14 protein-coding genes are annotated in these 16,845 nt (G+C 59.6%); 9 read left to right on the top strand and 5 right to left on the bottom strand.

What is annotated here, in order from left to right:
- The first annotated feature begins 44 nt into the window (after window positions 1–44).
- The 4 genes from BMY45_RS08340 (at window position 45) to BMY45_RS08325 (ending at window position 5,533) form a co-directional block, all read left to right on the top strand.
- Window positions 45–1,322: an FAD-dependent oxidoreductase gene (locus tag BMY45_RS08340; protein WP_092396509.1), complete on the top strand. Its 1,278-nt coding sequence runs from the start codon at window positions 45–47 to the stop codon at window positions 1,320–1,322.
- Window positions 1,323–1,404: 82 nt separating this feature from the next.
- The gene (locus BMY45_RS08335; protein ID WP_177193320.1) at window positions 1,405–2,769 is read left to right on the top strand and encodes an MFS transporter; all 1,365 of its coding nucleotides are present in this window, start codon (window positions 1,405–1,407) and stop codon (window positions 2,767–2,769) included.
- Between the two features lie 117 nt (window positions 2,770–2,886).
- Window positions 2,887–4,116 carry an OprD family porin gene (locus BMY45_RS08330; protein ID WP_092396505.1) on the top strand — a complete coding sequence of 410 codons (1,230 nt, stop codon included), beginning with the start codon at window positions 2,887–2,889 and terminating at the stop codon, window positions 4,114–4,116.
- A gap of 52 nt (window positions 4,117–4,168) precedes the next feature.
- Window positions 4,169–5,533, top strand: coding sequence for an MFS transporter (locus BMY45_RS08325; RefSeq protein ID WP_092396503.1), 1,365 nt, complete (start codon window positions 4,169–4,171; stop codon window positions 5,531–5,533).
- A gap of 69 nt (window positions 5,534–5,602) precedes the next feature.
- On the opposite strand, the gene BMY45_RS08320 is transcribed toward BMY45_RS08325, so the two are convergent.
- The 3 genes from BMY45_RS08320 to BMY45_RS08310 form a co-directional block, all read right to left on the bottom strand.
- The gene (locus BMY45_RS08320) at window positions 5,603–6,844 is read right to left on the bottom strand and encodes a cation:proton antiporter (RefSeq protein WP_092396501.1); all 1,242 of its coding nucleotides are present in this window, start codon (window positions 6,842–6,844) and stop codon (window positions 5,603–5,605) included.
- A 49-nt stretch (window positions 6,845–6,893) separates the two neighbouring features.
- A complete protein-coding gene (locus BMY45_RS08315) occupies window positions 6,894–8,639 on the bottom strand; it encodes an OPT family oligopeptide transporter (RefSeq protein WP_092396499.1) in 1,746 nt (581 codons plus the stop codon).
- 151 nt (window positions 8,640–8,790) lie between these two features.
- Window positions 8,791–9,486 carry a tRNA (adenine(22)-N(1))-methyltransferase gene (locus BMY45_RS08310; RefSeq protein ID WP_092396910.1) on the bottom strand — a complete coding sequence of 232 codons (696 nt, stop codon included), beginning with the start codon at window positions 9,484–9,486 and terminating at the stop codon, window positions 8,791–8,793.
- Between the two features lie 370 nt (window positions 9,487–9,856).
- Here BMY45_RS08310 and BMY45_RS08305 point away from each other — a divergent pair, with 370 nt between their 5' ends.
- On the top strand, window positions 9,857–10,099 hold the full coding sequence (locus BMY45_RS08305) for a hypothetical protein (RefSeq protein ID WP_092396497.1): 243 nt from the start codon (window positions 9,857–9,859) through the stop codon (window positions 10,097–10,099).
- A gap of 26 nt (window positions 10,100–10,125) precedes the next feature.
- Here the strand turns inward: BMY45_RS08305 and BMY45_RS08300 are convergent, their stop codons facing one another.
- Entirely contained in the window at window positions 10,126–11,496 is a 1,371-nt protein-coding gene (locus BMY45_RS08300; protein WP_092396495.1) for an aminotransferase-like domain-containing protein, read from the bottom strand.
- A 137-nt stretch (window positions 11,497–11,633) separates the two neighbouring features.
- Here BMY45_RS08300 and BMY45_RS08295 point away from each other — a divergent pair, with 137 nt between their 5' ends.
- The 4 genes from BMY45_RS08295 (at window position 11,634) to BMY45_RS08280 (ending at window position 15,415) form a co-directional block, all read left to right on the top strand.
- The gene (locus BMY45_RS08295; protein ID WP_092396493.1) at window positions 11,634–12,932 is read left to right on the top strand and encodes a hydroxymethylglutaryl-CoA reductase, degradative; all 1,299 of its coding nucleotides are present in this window, start codon (window positions 11,634–11,636) and stop codon (window positions 12,930–12,932) included.
- Window positions 12,933–13,001: 69 nt separating this feature from the next.
- Entirely contained in the window at window positions 13,002–13,478 is a 477-nt protein-coding gene (locus tag BMY45_RS08290) for a hypothetical protein (protein WP_092396491.1), read from the top strand.
- A complete protein-coding gene (locus tag BMY45_RS08285) occupies window positions 13,475–14,863 on the top strand; it encodes a tripartite tricarboxylate transporter permease (RefSeq protein ID WP_092396489.1) in 1,389 nt (462 codons plus the stop codon). Before BMY45_RS08290 ends, BMY45_RS08285 begins: the two co-directional genes overlap by 4 nt.
- Before the next feature lie 51 nt (window positions 14,864–14,914).
- Window positions 14,915–15,415 carry a lipocalin-like domain-containing protein gene (locus tag BMY45_RS08280; RefSeq protein ID WP_092396487.1) on the top strand — a complete coding sequence of 167 codons (501 nt, stop codon included), beginning with the start codon at window positions 14,915–14,917 and terminating at the stop codon, window positions 15,413–15,415.
- A gap of 108 nt (window positions 15,416–15,523) precedes the next feature.
- Here BMY45_RS08280 and BMY45_RS08275 read toward each other — a convergent pair whose 3' ends face one another.
- Window positions 15,524–16,834, bottom strand: coding sequence for an OprD family porin (locus BMY45_RS08275; RefSeq protein WP_092396485.1), 1,311 nt, complete (start codon window positions 16,832–16,834; stop codon window positions 15,524–15,526).
- Between the last annotated feature and the right edge of the window lie 11 nt (window positions 16,835–16,845).

The raw sequence follows: 16,845 nt of genomic DNA, 5'->3' as shown, positions 1-16,845 counted from the left end.
GGCTCGGGCTCGGCTGCCCTTATTACATATCCAAAGGTAGTTTTATGGCTCATGTCATTCGCACGGTACGCCGTACCAGCGCCCCCACCCCGCAACGCTTGCAGGCCGACGTCTGCATTGTCGGCGCTGGTATCTCCGGTATTTCCGCCGCTCTGGAGGCCGCTGCGCTCGGCAAACGCGTCGTGCTGTTCGATGCCCTGCCGATGCTCGGCGGCCAGGCGGTCGGTTCGATTATCGGGACCTTCTGCGGGTTGTTTTCCAATGGTCCGAACCGCCGGTTGCTGACCCACGGTATCGCCGCCGACATCCTTCGTGACCTGGGTGCCTCAGGGGACTTGCACCAGGCTATTGGCCCCCTGACGACGGTGGTTTACTACGACGAAGTTGCCTTGGGCCGATGGATTGGCCAGAAAATACTCGACGCCGGGATCACCGTGGTGCTCGGTGCGGTGTTACGCAATGTAGTGCGCGAAGGTCCGCGGATCCGGGAAGTGGAACTGGCCACCCGCTACGGCGATGTGCGTGTCGCGGCCAACGGCTTTATCGACGCCAGCGGAGACGCGGCATTAGTCTGGAATGCCGGGCTTGCCTGTCGCGAGCCGGACACACCCATCTATGGCACCCAGATGTTCGTCCTTGAGCACATCAATGAAGCGTACTTGCCCACCCGCGCGCAATTCACCGAACGGGTCAAACAAAAAGCCAAAAGCTACGGTATCGAACGCGACGACGGACTGTTCTTTCAGTTCCCCGGGCGCGGCACCGCAGCGTTCAACATGACTCACATCGAAACGCCTCTGGATCCGGTGGCCGCTTCCCACGTCGCGATCGCCGGGCGCCAGCAGGTGGACCAGGTGATCAACTTCCTTCAGTCGGAGTACCCCGAGGCTTACAGCAAGGCCAAGGTTCGGGCATACGCGCTGCCCGGTATTCGCCAGACCCGCTGGATTGTCGGACATCATCATTTGACAACCGACGAAGTACGGGCGGCGACGATCTTCCCGGACGCGGTAGCACGTACATCCTGGCCAGTGGAATTACACGGCAATACCAGTGGCTATCAGTGGGAGCCCTTTGGTGACGATCACATTCACAGCGTGCCGTTGCGCAGCATGCTTGCCGAGGGTAGCGATAACCTGGTCGTCGCCGGTCGCTGCATCGATGCCGACGCGGCCGCGCTGTCGAGTGTTCGGGTGATGGGCCCCTGTATCGCAATGGGCGCCGCTGCGGCCCATGCGCTGGACCTCGCAGGCCCCGATGGCAGGTTGAGTGACATACCCGCCCCGGCATTGCGCGAGCGGCTGGCGTTCAATCTGGAATAGTGCTTAAAGCAGTTCGACGCGCCACCCGCCAAACGGGGGGCGCCACTCCAACAACAATAAAAAAATGCAGTGGAGAACGCACATGTCACAGTCCCGCACCCTGGACGTAGCGGCACTTATCGAAGGTCGCAAACTTTCACGTTTCAACTACGTGGTGATCCTGGTCTCGGTTCTGATCACCTTCCTCGATGGCTTCGATTTACTGGTGCTGTCGCACACGGCCTCCTACATCGCCGATGAAGTGGGTCTGGACAAGATCCAACTGGGCGAGATCTTCTCCATCGGCCTGCTGGGCATGATGCTCGGTGGATTCTTCTTCGGCTACCTGGGTGACCGAATCGGACGGCGTCCCACCATTCTTTTTTCCACCTGCTCATTTGGGGTGTTGACCTTACTGTTTGCCTTGGCCAACAGCTATGAGTCGCTGATGGTCTTGCGCTTTCTCAACGGCTTCGCCCTAGGCGCGATGCTGCCGTTGTGCTGGGCCTTGAACATTGAATTCGTACCCAAGCGTTATCGCTCGACGGTGGTGACCATCATCATGGTCGGCTTCAGTCTGGGCAGCGCGATGGCTGGCCCGATCACCGTCTGGCTGGCGCCACATGTCGGTTGGCAGGGGGTGTTCGTGTTAGGCGGCGTACTGACCCTGGCCGCCAGCATGCTCCTGTTTTTCACCCTGCCCGAATCGGTCCGGTTCCTGGCCAGCAAGCGTAAAGGCCCGGAAAAAATCCTGGCAACGCTCAAGCGCATGGATTCGAGCCTGGATGTGCGACCTGGCGACCAATTCGTTCTACTGGACGAGCCGGATCTGGGCCGCAAGGCATTTCGGGTCAGCCAACTGTTTATCGGCCGCCTGAAATGGGTCACCCCAATGATCTGGCTGGGCTACTCCGCCAGTTCCATGGCCATGTACTTTCTCGCCTCGTGGAGCCCACTGGTCTATCAGTACGCAGGATTTGACCGTGCGACAGCTTCGTGGGTCAGCTCGATCGCCTCGTTCAGCGGCGCAATGGCGGGCTTGGCGATGATGCGTTTCGTCGATACCCGCGGCCCTTACATGGTGATGATCTATCCGCTGCTGGCTTTGCCTTTCCTGCTGGTATTGGGCATCTCCGGCATGCAGGGCACCGCATTCCTGATGTTGAGTCTGGTCGGGGCCGTGTTCGTCAAAGGCTCCCACTACGGCATCCTCAGTATCGCCGGGGTCTTCTACCCCAGCGCTATTCGTGCCAATGGCGCGGGCTGGGCAACCTCGATCGCCAAGATCGGCTCGATCCTCGGCCCATTGCTGGGCGCTTATGTACTGAACAGCGGAATGCCAGTGGTCAAGAGCTTCCTGGTCCTGGCCATATGTCCGGCCATGCTGGCCGCCTGTGCGTTCGGCATCGGTCACCTGACCCGCCACGACCTTGCGGTGGATCCATTGCCAGCCCCGTCACAGATGTGACCGCCGGCCTCTGACTCACCACTTTGCCCCATGCCTGCTGCGCCGCGTCGTCACCGACGCGGTCAGGCAAAACTCGCCCTGAATAATCGTCTTCCCTCTCCTGAGAGCAATAAAAAAATGAACAGGAATCTACCCTTCTTCACCGCGTTTGCACTCTTCTGTCACGGCACCTACGTCCAGGCAGACTTTTTCAAGGACAGCAGCGCGACCTTGACGACGCGCAATTTTTATCTCAATCGCGACTTTCGCCAGAGTGGCGCGCCCCAGGCCAAAGCCGAAGAGTGGACCCAAGGCTTCTTCGCCGAACTTCAGTCTGGCTACACCGAAGGTACCGTTGGATTTGGCCTCGATGCCTTGGGCGAACTGGGGATCAAGCTCGACTCGGGCCGAGGTCGACGGGGCAGCGGACTGTTGCCCTACGGGCCCGACAGCAACCAGCCAGTTGACGAGTACAGCGAATTGGGGCTGACCGCAAAAATGCGTCTGTCCCAGACCCGGCTCAAGGTAGGAACCCTGATGCCGATTCACCCGCTGGCGTATTACAGCGATACCCGACTACTGCCCTCGACCTTCACCGGTGCCTACCTGACGTCGAACGAAGTCGAGAACTTGACCTTCACCGCAGCGAGGTTGACAGCGGCCAACGGCCGCGACTCTTCCAGTAATGACGACATCAGCTACGCCGGCCAGAGCAGTGATCATCTGGACCTGCTCGGCGGCGACTATACGCTGGGCAAGAACCTGACCCTGCGCTACCACCAGGGTGAGCTGCAGGACATCTACCGCCAGCATTTTTCCGGCGTGATTCACACACTGCCACTGGGAGAAGGCGTCAGCCTGCGCTCCGATTTGCGCTACGTCGACAGCAGCGACACTGGCGCCGCAAAGGCCGGGAAGATCGACAACCGCAACTTCAATGGCATGTTCACCCTGACCGTCGGAGCCCAGCGATTTGCCGCGGCGTTTCAGCACCTGTCGGGAGACAGTGTGTATCCCGTGATCGACACCGGCACTCCGTATGTGGCGAACCTCGTCACCTATAACTCCTTCACCAAAGCCAACGAAAAATCCTGGCAGTTGCGTTACGAATATGACTTTGCCGCGCTCGGCATACCAGGCCTGACGTTCATGACCCGTTATGTGAAAGGCAGCGATATCCGCACCAGTATGGTCAACGACGGCAGTGAGTGGGAACGTGATACCGACCTGACCTACGTCCTCCAGAGCGGTGCCCTGAAAGGCCTGAACCTGCGCTGGCGCAACGTCACGTACCGGTCTGGGGATGGCCTGACCCAGCAGCTCGATGAAAACCGCCTGATCGTCGGTTACACCTGGAAATTGTGGTGAGCCCGGCACACCGGAACACGCTCACTTGGGTCTTACTGTGTGGAAAGCAATCATGATCCCATCACGCGCAATTGATGTCGCCGCCTTGATTGAGGCGCGCAAACTGTCGAGTTTCAACTATCTGATCATTTGTGTGTCGGTGCTGATCACCTTCCTCGATGGCTTTGACTTGCTGATGCTCTCCCATACCGCCGCCTACATGGCCGAGGACATTGGCCTGGATAAACTGCAATTGGGCAACATCTTTTCCATAGGTTTGTTCGGCATGATGTTGGGTGGATTCTTTTTCGGTTATCTGGGCGACCGGATCGGCCGTCGCCCGACCATCATCCTGTCCACCAGCGCCTTTGGCCTGATGACCTTGCTGTTCACCCTAGCCGATAGCTACGCCTCGCTGCTGATCTTGCGCTTTCTCAATGGCTTTGCCTTGGGCGCCATGCTGCCACTTTGCTGGGCTTTGAATATCGAGTTTGTGCCCAAGCGCTACCGTGCAAGCGTGATCACCATCATCATGGTTGGCTTCAGCCTGGGTGGCGCGGTTGCCGGCCCCCTGACCGTTTGGATGGCTCCACACTACGGCTGGGCCAGCGTGTTTGCCCTGGGCGGCATCGCGACTTTGCTTTCCAGTGTGTTGTTGTTTTTCACCCTGCCGGAATCGGTGCGATTTCTGGTGAGCAAGCACAAACGGTCCGAAACCGTGGCGCGAATCCTCAAGCGCCTGGATCCTGGCATCGATCTTCGCACCGGGGACCGCTATTTTCTGGGCGATGAAATCGACCTTGGCCACCGACCCTTCCGTGTCGGACAGTTGTTCATCGGCAAACTGAAATGGATCACGCCCATGATCTGGATGGGCTTCGGAGCAAGCTCCATGGCCATGTACTTTCTCGCTTCATGGAGCCCACTGGTGTACCAGTATGCAGGCTTCGACCGGGCTACCGCGTCATGGGTAAGCTCCTTCGCCTCGTTCAGCGGAGCCATGGCCGGGCTCGTGTTGATGCGAGTGGTCGACACTCGTGGGCCCTACGCCGTAATGATATACCCCCTGTTGTCGTTACCCTTTTTGCTGGTCCTGGGTATCGGCGAACTGCAAGGCGACGCCTTTATTGCACTGAGCCTGATGGGCGCTATTTTCGTCAAGGGCAGCCACTACGGCATCACCAGTATCGCCGGGGTTTTCTACCCCAGTGCCATTCGCGGCAACGGCGCCGGATGGGCCGCGTCCATGGGTAAGATCGGCTCTGTATGTGGGCCGTTACTCGGGGCCTATGTGCTCAACAGCGGCATGCCCGTGGTGAAGAGCTTCGCCGTACTGGCCCTGTGTCCTGCGGTACTTGGCGTGTGCGCCTATGTCGTGGCCCGCATTGATCGGCGCGCAACCGTGAACACCGAACTTCTGACCACGTCGCAACCCTAGAAAAAATCAACGCAGCAGCGACGCAGAATCATGCAAGTCAAGGAAGCACGTCCACGACTTGCATGTACGCTATTGGCCCGAACAAGGGATCACTCGTTTGACCAGCTTACCTATGGTCATCCCCTGGATCAGAATCGAAAACACCACGACCAGGTAGGTCATCCCCACCACAACATCACGTGCATCCCCCGGCGGCAGCGACAACGCCAGGGCCACCGATATCCCGCCGCGTAGCCCACCCCACGTCAGCACACTCCAGGAGCCTTCAGGTAACCGGAACCGCTGCCCCAGGACCGCTATCGGAACGCCTACCGTCAACAGGCGCGAGAACAAGGTCAGCACGATCACCATCAACCCCGTGATGATGAGTGGACTGCTGAAGTGGATCAGAATCACTTCCAGACCGATCAGTACAAACAGGACGGCGTTGAGTATTTCGTCAATCAACTCCCAGAACATGTCCAGGTTCTTCTCGGTCTGCTCAGACATCGCATAGGAGCGTCCGTGGTTACCGACGATCAACCCCATCACCACCATCGCCAGCGGGCCGGACACGTGCAAATGAGTGGCCAGGGCATACCCGCCGAGCACAGCGGCCAAGGTGATGAGCACCTCCTCTTGATAGCTGTCGATACTCTTGAGCATGCGGAACGTGACATATCCAACGACCGCGCCCAGAACCGCACCGCCGCCCGCCTCCTCCAGCAAGAGCCTCGAAACGCCAGTGACGGTGGGCGCGTCGCCACTGGCGATCATCGCCAGAATCAGTGAAAACAGCACAACGCTGACGCCGTCGTTAAACAGTGACTCTCCGGAAATCACCAGCTCCACGCTACTGGGAGCACCGGCGGATTTCAGAATGCCCATGACCGCAATCGGATCGGTGGGGGAAATTAGCGCGCCGAACACTAAGCAGTAGGCAAGCGGCAACTCCAGCTCGGAAAAAGACAACAGCCACCATAGCCCGAAGCCGATGAACAACGTCGACACAGTCGTGCCGACCACAGCCAGGGATGCCACCTGCCATCGATAGGCACGCAGTTGCGACAAGTCAACGTGCAGGGCCCCCGCGAACAACAGCAATGACAGCATGCCCTCCATGAGCAACTCGGAGAAGTCGATGGACTCCACCAGTGATTGCTCAAGTGTGTGCAGGGCGTGAAAACCCAGCGCATCGGAGGCCATGTTCAACAACGATAAACCCAAGGCGATGCCCATCACGCCAATGGCCGGCGGCAGGCCGACATAGCGCCGATTAAAAAAAGCGAGTACTGCGGTGATGCAGAGAAATATTGCAACGATGTCTAGCATTGGCTGAGGGGTCCGTTGGAATACAAAACGTTAACGTTGGACAATACCGTCATCCCCCATTCCCAACCATCTGCCACAACGACGCCCCCACCCCGGTAATGCTCTCCCCGGCAATCAACCCCGCCGCCGCGGTGATGGCAAAGCGTTCTGTAAGGCTCGGCCAGCGGCAGCTCACCAGCCAGGTGAGTACCGCGCCGAGGGCCATCATCAGTGACACCGAGGCCGGCAAGACGAAGGCCAGGCCCAAAGCCGCCGTGCTTGGCAGGTAACGGGCCCGGTGCGCGGGCAGTACGCTGTCGAGGATCCCTAGCAGCAAGCCGGCCACTGCGCCGATGATGACCGCCCAGCGAATGCTCGCTGACAGTGAGTCCAGCCCCAGGGTCAGGGTTTGCGCCACGGCTTTCCAGGTGGCGACCGCCGGGGCCGGCCATTCCTGGGTGAGCAACATCCCTTGCGGGTCCGGAATCAGGGCCAGGTAGGCCAACACCCCGACGATGCTGCCGACGAAAATCCCCAGGGTTTGCGCGATCAACTGCTTGCCCGGCGTGGCGCCAATCGCCCGGCCCACCTTGAAGTCGTTCATCAAGTCCGTGCATTGCCCAGCCGAACCGCCGGCGGTGTTGGCGCTCATCAAGTTGATCGGCACCTGTCCCGGGGCGACGATGCCAAAACTCAGTTGGGACAATTGTCCGATGGCGCCGATGGGGGCAATGCCCGTGGCGCCGACCACACGGGCGGCCACGGCCGCCAGGCAGATCGCCAAGGGAATGGTCAACAAGGCCATCCACGGGTTGATGCCAAACAACAGTGCTTGCAGGCTCACCACCAATATAATCGCCAGCAGGAAACCGGCGGCGGGCCCCGCCTTGGGGGCCGCCCAGGTCGCCCCACCACCTGCCCTGGTGGACTTGTGCAAGGCCCACAAGCGAATCGCCAGAGAGGTCAGGGTCGCACAGACCATCAGGCTCACGCCCGGCCACAGCAACCACTCCACCAGCGCCGCGAACTGCGGACCACTACTGTCCGGTGGCAGTTGCACCAGACCCTGCGCCAGCAGCCACGGCGCCAACCCGCCCCATGCCAGCAAGGCGCCGAGCAGCAGGGTCAGGCCGACGCGAATCCCGATGATCGCGCCAAAACCCACCAACAACAGTGAAGGGTCAGCGGTAAACGTCAGGCGTTCCAGCTGCGGAGTTGGCGACCAGCGCGGGAAGGTCCACAGGAAGGTATCAACCCCTTTGACCCACCCCGACAGCAACGCAGCGCTGAGCAACACCTTCAAGCGCTTCGCCGCTTCGTGGCCGTGGTTGTAGATGTGCAGAAGGGTTTCCAGGGTCGCCATGCCCTCGGGGAATTTCAGCGCCTTGTCGTTGAGCAATGACGGCCGCAGGTACCAGGCGATCCAGATCCCCAGGAAGCTCACCGAGAACACCCAGGCAATCATTGGGATGGCGTCCAACTGTTGACCAGTCAGCAAGGTATAGGCCGGGATCGGCGCAACCAGCCCACCGGAAATGATTGATGCAGCGGCCGAGGCCACGGTCTGGTTGATGTTGCTTTCGTGCAGCGTCCAGGGCAGTTGAGCGGCCGAACGCTTGGCCAGGCCTTGCCAAATGCCATAGCCGATCAGCAAGGCAATGATCGACATGTTGAACGACCAGCCAATCTTGAGGCCGGCGTACACATTGGAAGGCGTCAACAGGATACCGATTACGATGCCGGTACTGACCGCTCGCAGGCTCAGCTCACGTTCGACAGGGTAATCCAGGGCGATGGTTGGCGAGGTTGGGTGCATGCGAATTCCTTATCGGCAATGAGACAGCGCGATCACTCAACGCGGCGACTTAACAAATGAGCGCTGCATTGGCGGAAGGTTCACATGACTGCGAGAAGCCCCTGCCAGCACGGGACATTCCTGTCCAGGCGTTCGCGGGGTGGTTGAGGGCTCAAGCCAACAGCTCGCTGATCCACTGGGTTTGCCGAGCCATCTCTTGCAACTTATCCTCTGGCACGGCCTGTCGCGCCCGGGTGAAGTGGGTCAAAGTGCGCTGTTTGAGGCGCAGCATACGCTGCCACTTGGCCAGGAACGCCGGGCTGCGGACGCGCATCTGCAATGGCCCGAAGTACAGCTCCTGCGCGGTGTACGTCACGGGCCCGGCGCGCTCGGCGACGATGATTTCGTAGTAGAAGCGGTTTTCCCGCAGCACTTCTTCGAAGCAGATGCGATAACCATTTTCCATCAGCCATTGACGCAGTGGCTGCTCGCCGCCATTGGGCTGCAGGATCAGCCGTTCCTGGCCGCTCAGGCGCGCCTTGCCGTCGGCGAGAATGTCGCGGATCGTCTCGCCGCCCATGCCGCACAGGCTGACGGCCGTGATCCCGTCTCCGGGCTCGATCGCCGCCAGGCCGTCGGCCAGGCGCACGATGACCTGCTGGGTAAAACCGTTCTCGCGCACCGTGCGTCCAGCCGAACGAAACGGAGTCAACGCCACCTCGCCAGCCACCGCCGCCGCAATTACACCCCGGCGCATCAATGCCACCGGCAGGTAGCCGTGATCCGAGCCGATATCGGCCAGGCGCGCACCGGCCGGTACATGCGCCGCCACACGTTCCAGGCGCTGGGACAATGTCTGTTCGTTCAACTGCTGCTCCTGTTCATCACCCACGTCTGGATCAAGCCTGAGCAGGTGCCCAGCCGAGGGGCAATCACAACACTCATCGCGCAACGGGTCAAACCGGCTCACTAACCAGAGCTGATGGCTGACCTCAGATCCTTTCCCTTGCTACGTTTTCCATAGGGAATACCCGCTCGACCCGCGAAAAACGCCAACGAATTGGCGCCGATATTTGAAATCTGAAAAAAACTGAACAAACGACGTTTTTCCGACGATTGGCCCATGCGGGCCATTGCTGAGGCTTTGAAAGCAGGCACATCATCCGACTGTCACCGCCAGCATTTCAGGGCCTGACGGCAGAGCAATTAATCGCATCGCTCTAATAGGAGCATTCAGGATGATGACCGTTTATTTTGTGGTTATGGCTATCTGCAGCGGCGTTGAAGGTTGTGTAGAAGAGCGAAAGCCGGGGCCAACTTTTGCCTCCAGGGCGGTGTGCATGGACAACGCCCGGGCGATGGCGCCGCGCAAAGGCGTGAAATTCAAATGTCGCAGTGAACGCCTCTGGGTGCCGGTTGAGGCGCGGGGCGTAGACGGCAACGAAAGCGTTGTTTCAACCGGCGCGCACACCCAGCCTTAGCACGGTGACCGATGAGCGGTGAGCCATCAGCCACTCAACACCGCCTTAAGCAACGGGTCATTCAGGTACGCGACATTCAATCGCGTCCAGGGATTGATACGCGACTGCTCCGGTGAAAATATGTGACCGGGAGCAATCATGAATCCCTTCGGCAGCAGTTGCCGGGTCAGCTCCCTGGCGTCATCAATGTGGGCAAACCGGGCCCACAAATACAGACTCTGCTCTGGCCGAAAGAACACCTCGGCGCCTATCTCATCAAGCATCTGCAAACCTGACGCAGTGGCGCTCTTGAGCCGCTCCTGGAGACGGATCTGATGCCGCAGAAAATGCCCCTCCGTCAGGATGACATCAATGGTTCGTTCACACAGCTCCGAGGTGCTGGTGTGCAGGAGCATTTTCAGATCACCCAGTTCATCGATGACGTCCTTGCTCCCCGCGATAAACCCCACCCTCAATGCCGCAGAAACCGACTTGGAAAAACTGCCCACGTACAGTGAACGGTTCAATTGATCCAGCGCAGGCACCTTGATGGCCGACGCCGGTTTGAAATCAGCCAACGCGTCGTCGTCCACCAGGATAAAGTTGTGCTCATGGGCTAACTGGACCAGTCGATGGGCTTTGCCGGGGGAGATATCGGAGCCCGTCGGATTGTGCCCAACCGACTGAATGAAAAATAATTTCGGCTTGTGCAACAGAAGATGCTGCTCCAACACGTCCAGGTCCGGCCCGTCCGGCAATCGAGGTACGGATAACATTCGCGCCCCTTGCAGTTGCAGCTTGCCAAACAGCGGGTAATAACCCGGATCCTCGACAAAAACGTAATCCCCCGGGGCAATGAAGCGGCGGATGATCAGATCCAGTGCGTGATTGGCCCCATGGGTCGTTACGATTTGCCGCGCACTGGCGGTAATCGAATAGCTCGCCAGTTTTTGCACCAGGTGTTGGCGCAATGCAGCGTTACCCAGCCGGTTGCCGTAGCGAAAAAGCGTGGTGACCCCCATGCGCATGATCTGGCGCGTGAACTTGTCCAAGCGCAGATCCATCAGCCACTCTACGGGCGGAAAACCTTCCCCAAGCGGCGAGTGCCCCGGCTCTCGGACAAACTGCTGACGCATCAGCCAGATGGTGTCCATCGCCCGGGTAAAGGGCAGTGGCTCTTCCGGTTCGCTGCTGCTCGGCGCGCCTCGTGTCACGAAGAAACCCTGCCCGTGACGCGCCTCGACCAGTCCTTGGGAGGCCAACGATTCATAAGCGTTGATCACCGTATTTTTCGAATGACCAAACAGACGCATGCACTCGCGCAGGGACGGTAAACGGTCACCCACTCGGTAGGTGCCGTTGCCGATCTGCGCAACCAATGATGCCGTCAGCTCCTGGGCAAGCGTCAGTCGTGCCATTGTACGAAGTCCTGGAGGAATGATTCGCAGAGGGTACAGCTTAGGTACTGTCTGTCCAAACTGTACCTTTTTTGCCAGGACACATACGCATAGGGTGGCAGGCATTGAAAAACAATAACTGCAACCGGATGCCTTCCATGAGTATCGACTCCCGCCTCCCGATGTTCCGTAGCCTGTCGCCAGCCGAGCGCCTGAACCACTTGCAACAGCTGCTTGAGCTTGCAGAAGATGACGTTGCCCTGCTCCGCGATGCTGGCGCCCTGCCCCTGGAAATAGCCGATGGCATGATCGAGAACGTCATCGGAAAATTTGAATTGCCCTACGCTGTCGCGAGCAACTTCCAGATTAACGGACGCGACGTCATTGTGCCGTTGGTCGTCGAGGAGCCTTCGGTGGTCGCCGCCGCCTCGTTCATGGCCAAACTGGCGCGCGAAGCCGGTGGTTTTCAGACCTCCAGCTCGCTGCCGCTGATGCGCGCGCAAGTGCAGATCGTGGACATCGACGATCCCTTCAATGCCCGTCTGAGTCTGTTGCGCCGCAAGGACGAAATCATCGAACTGGCCAACCGCAAGGATCAACTGCTGAACCAGTTGGGTGGCGGTTGCCGCGACATCGAAGTGCATACCTTCGCCCAGAGCCCTCGCGGCCCCATGCTGGTCGCCCACCTTATCGTGGATGTACGCGACGCGATGGGGGCCAATACCGTAAACACGATGGCTGAAGCCGTGGCCCCGCTGATGGAGCAGATTACCGGCGGCAAGGTCCGGCTGCGCATTCTGTCGAACCTCGCCGACCTGCGGCTTGCCCGAGCCCAGATCCGTATTGCACCGGAACATCTCACCACCAAGGCCTACAAGGGCGAGGACGTCATTGAAGGCATCCTCGATGCTTACAACTTTGCAGTGGTCGATCCCTATCGTGCGGCCACCCACAACAAGGGCATCATGAACGGCATCGACCCATTGATCGTCGCCACCGGCAACGACTGGCGCGCAGTGGAAGCCGGAGCACACGCCTATGCCTGTCGTAACGGACATTACGGGTCACTGACGACCTGGGAAAAAGATGGCAGGGGCCATCTGGTGGGAACGTTGGAGATGCCCATGCCCGTCGGCCTGGTCGGCGGCGCGACCAAGACGCACCCGCTGGCCCAACTGTCGTTACGCATCCTGGGCGTGAAAACCGCTCAGGAACTTGCCGAAATTGCCGTGGCGGTCGGCCTCGCCCAAAACCTGGGGGCGTTGCGTGCGCTGTCTACCGAGGGGATACAACGCGGGCACATGGCTTTGCATGCACGCAACATTGCGCTTTCGGCGGGGGCCAGGGGCGATGAGGTCGATTGGCTGGTCGCGCAGATGGTCGAAGCCCGGGACGTGCGCTCAGACAAAGCCGCTGAACTTCTTGGGCAAAAACGCGCGCAGGCGTCGGACTCATAGCCACGAATTCAAGCACATCTCTTCACGTTCATAACAATAAAACCCTCCAGGGGCAGTGGGAGAATCCTGATGAAATCCGAACTATTTGAAGTATGGGGCGACACGGTTGATGGTCGCCACTTGCTCTACTCCATAGGCATCGGTGCAGCCGTCAGCCTTGGCGCTTTTTTTATCGCCCAGCACCTGCTTGTCGGCTGGGTGGACTCCGCGCAGATGGCCCGCGCCTACGCGATGCTGGTAGGTATTGTGGGCTGCCTGGCAGGTGGCGCCATCAGTGCGCTGCTTTTCAAACCCAAGCGCCATGTCATAGAACATCTGGCGGATCCGGCTTGGCGCGCAAAAATCCTGATTGAGTTGCAGAACGAGTACGGCCCACTGGGCAGTCTGGCTGATCTGCCGCCGGCGACGATCGCGGAACTGCGTGAAATGGACCTGTATGAGCTGTTCGCCGATTACGAGAAAGGCCTTGGTGCGCCCGCGAAAAGCCCCGCTGCAACAGCCACCGTGGGTGTCGGCGCAGTCAGTGGCAATGGAGGTCAATCATGATCGTTCCACTGATGGATCAGATCCTGGTGGCACTGGGCATGGGGATCCTGGGGGCGGTGATTTTTGCCGGGATCGGGCTCATCTCCGGAAGCGATGAAACCACCACCCTCGCCCCTTTGACCTTGCTGGTCGTCCTGCTGGGCGTCCCGGCCCCCGGCGTGCTGACGTTCTTTCTGGCCGGCGCCGTCGCCAAACATATGACCCATGCCGTCCCGACGGCGTTGCTGGGTATTCCTGGCGACACCATGGCGACGCCATTGATGCGCGAGGCCAACTTTCTGCGCAACTTGGGCGTGCCCCACATTGCCCTGCGCAAGATGATTTCGGGCGCTGTCATTGCCGCGTTGATCGCCGTGCCAATGGCCGTATTGTTCGCGCTGATGCTGGCGCCGTTCGGGGACATGATCAAGCAGGCTGCGCCTTGGGTGTTCCTGCTCGCGGCGGTGGCGATCGCGTGGTTCTCCAAAGGTCGTCTGGCCGCCGTGCTGACGCTGATTCCGTTCGTCATGATCATCGTTGGCCTGCAAACCATGACCGCACAGTTCGGGGTCAAGCTCAGCGTCAGTTACTTTCTGGGCATCGCCATTGGCCCGTTGATCGCCGCGCTGTTCTCACTGCTCGCGCCCGCCGAGCGGGAAACCATGCGACGCCAGCAAGTGCGCACGTTTTCCCTGTCGCCCGACGTAAAAAGCTGGGGTGGCTTTTTTCCTAATCCGCTCAAGGTGCTGGACAGCAAGCAGAGCCTGTGGACGGCCATTACGGCGGTGATCTCCAGCGCGACCTTTGTGTTCAGCCCAGTGGCCATGACCGTCATCATGGGCGAGCTCGTCGGTTCGAGGGTCAAGCATGTCTATCATCGCCTGACCACGGTCATCACCGCTCGAAACGGCGTTACGGAATCAACCTACCTGGCCGAAGCCTTGATCCCGCTGATCGCCTTCGGCCTGCCACTGAGCCCTGTCGCAGCGGGCCCGGCAGCGCCACTGTTCAACGCTCCGCCGCGCTTTAGCGTGGACGCGGCGACAGGCGAGGTGAACAACTTGCATTCACTGCTCAGCACCTGGGAGTTTTTTGGCTACGGGTTATTGGCGGTGGTCGTCGCCATCCTGATCGCTTACCCCTTCACCATGAATTACGCCCACAGAGCCGCGTCCTACGTGTCGCGCAAGATCAGTCACGAAGCGGTGATCTCGACCTTTGTCGGCCTGATCCTGGTGATCGGCATTTGGGAAGGTGGCCTGCTGGGGTTGCTGGTGATCGTCACCATCGGCCTGCTGGGCGGTTTCCTCTCACGCTTTTTGGGGTTCAACATCGGTGTGCAGTTCATGGGCTATTACACAGCCGTACTGTCTGTTCCCGCCCTGGTTGCCCTGATGAATGCGTGATGTTTTTAACCCTCTACAACAGTGTTCAGATAACCAATAACGGTGATGCGAATGACTCTGAAAATATCGGTACTGGCAGCGGGTGCGATCATGGCCTTTTCGCTTTGCACCGCAGCGTTTTCCGCTACGAAAAACCCACTGGTCGGAACATGGAAAATGGTCAGCGCAACCATTGAACGCGATGGCATCCGATCGGATGCGTACGGCCCCAATCCACATGGATGGCTGGTGTTCACTGAAGATTTGACGTTTGTCGAGGTGCTCACCGATCCGCGAGTGCCTGCGTTTCGATCCAGCGTTCGGGGCGAAGGAACCGATGAGGAAAACCGGGCAGCGATGGCTGGGAGCATCGGTTTCTTCGGACGATATACCGTCGACCAGAACGGTGAATTCACCGGCAATACCGTCGAAGGATCGACGTTCCCGAATTGGGTGGGCGCGACACGTACTCAAGATGACCTGCAACTGAAAGTCGACGGCAACCGGATGGTGGAAAATTTCCAGCGTCCCGACGGAACGAAGGTTCATATCATCTTTGAGCGGGTGAAGTAGCTGTGCGTCGCGAGCAGCCCTGACCGGGCCGGCTCAATCCAAGGTGAGCTGAGCTGAGCACAGCTCAGCCCACGCTTGCGCAACGCGGGTATCCACTCGCCCCACGGCTTACCAGATCGGCACCGTGTAGAGCACCAGGAAGCGGGTCTGGTTTTCATCGCGAAACGCCGCGCCGGCCGGGAAGTCGTTGCGATAGATCGATTTGCGCACCATCAACCCGACATTCTTCAGCGGACCGCCCTGGATCACATAGCCCAGTTCCATCTGGAATTCCCGCTCCTTACGGTCGTCGGCATTGAGTGCCGCCAGTTCGATATTGTCACCGCGCACGTAACGCAGCCGGCTCTTCAAGCCGGGCACCCCGGCGGCGGCGAAGTCATAATCGTAGATCGCCTGCCAGGTCCGTTCCTTGGCGTTGAGAAAGTCCGAGCTCATGGTCAACTCGCTCATGCCCATCAACTCAGTGCCTGACACATAAGGCGTCGCCGTGTCGCCGCTGGCGTGCATGTAACCCAGGCTCAGGCGATGACCGCCAACGCGATAGCCGAACAACGCCGAGAGGTTGCGGTTGTCCACCTTGCCGCCCTTGGCACTGCCCTCTTCGTCGCTGAAAAAACTGCGCAGGTCAGTGCTCAACGTGCCTTCGCCCACTTGCACGTTATGCAGCAAGGCCAGGGTGTTCTGCTGGTACAGGTCGGCTACTTCAGCGTGATAAACCCGCAGGCTGAGGTCTTTGTTTACCTGATAATCGCCACCGACATAGGCCATGTGCGATGAGGTGGCCGCACCGTTGAAACGTCCGTTCGGCGAAGCGATGCTCATTGGCTGGTAGTCGGTGGAGTCACGCTTGTTGATGCGATCGATGTAGCCGGTATTGAGCGTCAGTCCGTCGATGTCCTTGGAACTGAGCGTGGTGCCGCGAAACGTCTGCGGCAGCAACCGCGACGGGCTGGCAAAGGCGAACGGCAGGAAGATCGACACATCGCCGCTCTTCACCGTGGTTTGCGCAAAGCGCATTTTGGCGGTCATGGCCAGGCGCGAATATTCGTCCGCCGCGCGCTTGTCGCCGCTGGACACCGGCAGCAATTCAGTGCCGCTGCGGTCCGGTGAGGAGTCCAGCTTGACCCCCATCAACCCACGGGCGTCCAGGCCGAAACCGACAGTGCCCGGCGTAAAACCCGACTCCACATTCATGATAAAGCCCTGAGCCCACTCCCGAGCTGCGGTTTTCGCCCCCTCGTCCTTGTAATCCCGATCCAGGTAAAAATTGCGCAAGGTCAAGGTGCCGTGGCTATCGTCGATGAAACCTTCCGACAGTGCGGGGGTGGTGACCGCATATAAGCCCAACAGGACGAGGCCCCGTGCGCAAAGAGGTGAGACTGAGGTCGTCGCAAGGACGCCCCGGGGTGAATTCGCCATGTCCGATGTCC

The sequence above is a fragment of the Pseudomonas sp. NFACC39-1 genome (genome assembly GCF_900110355.1).
Taxonomy (GTDB): Bacteria; Pseudomonadota; Gammaproteobacteria; order Pseudomonadales; family Pseudomonadaceae; genus Aquipseudomonas; species Aquipseudomonas tehranensis.
The sequence above is the reverse complement of the archived record's forward strand: the minus strand, read 5'-3'. Positions and strand labels throughout refer to the sequence as shown.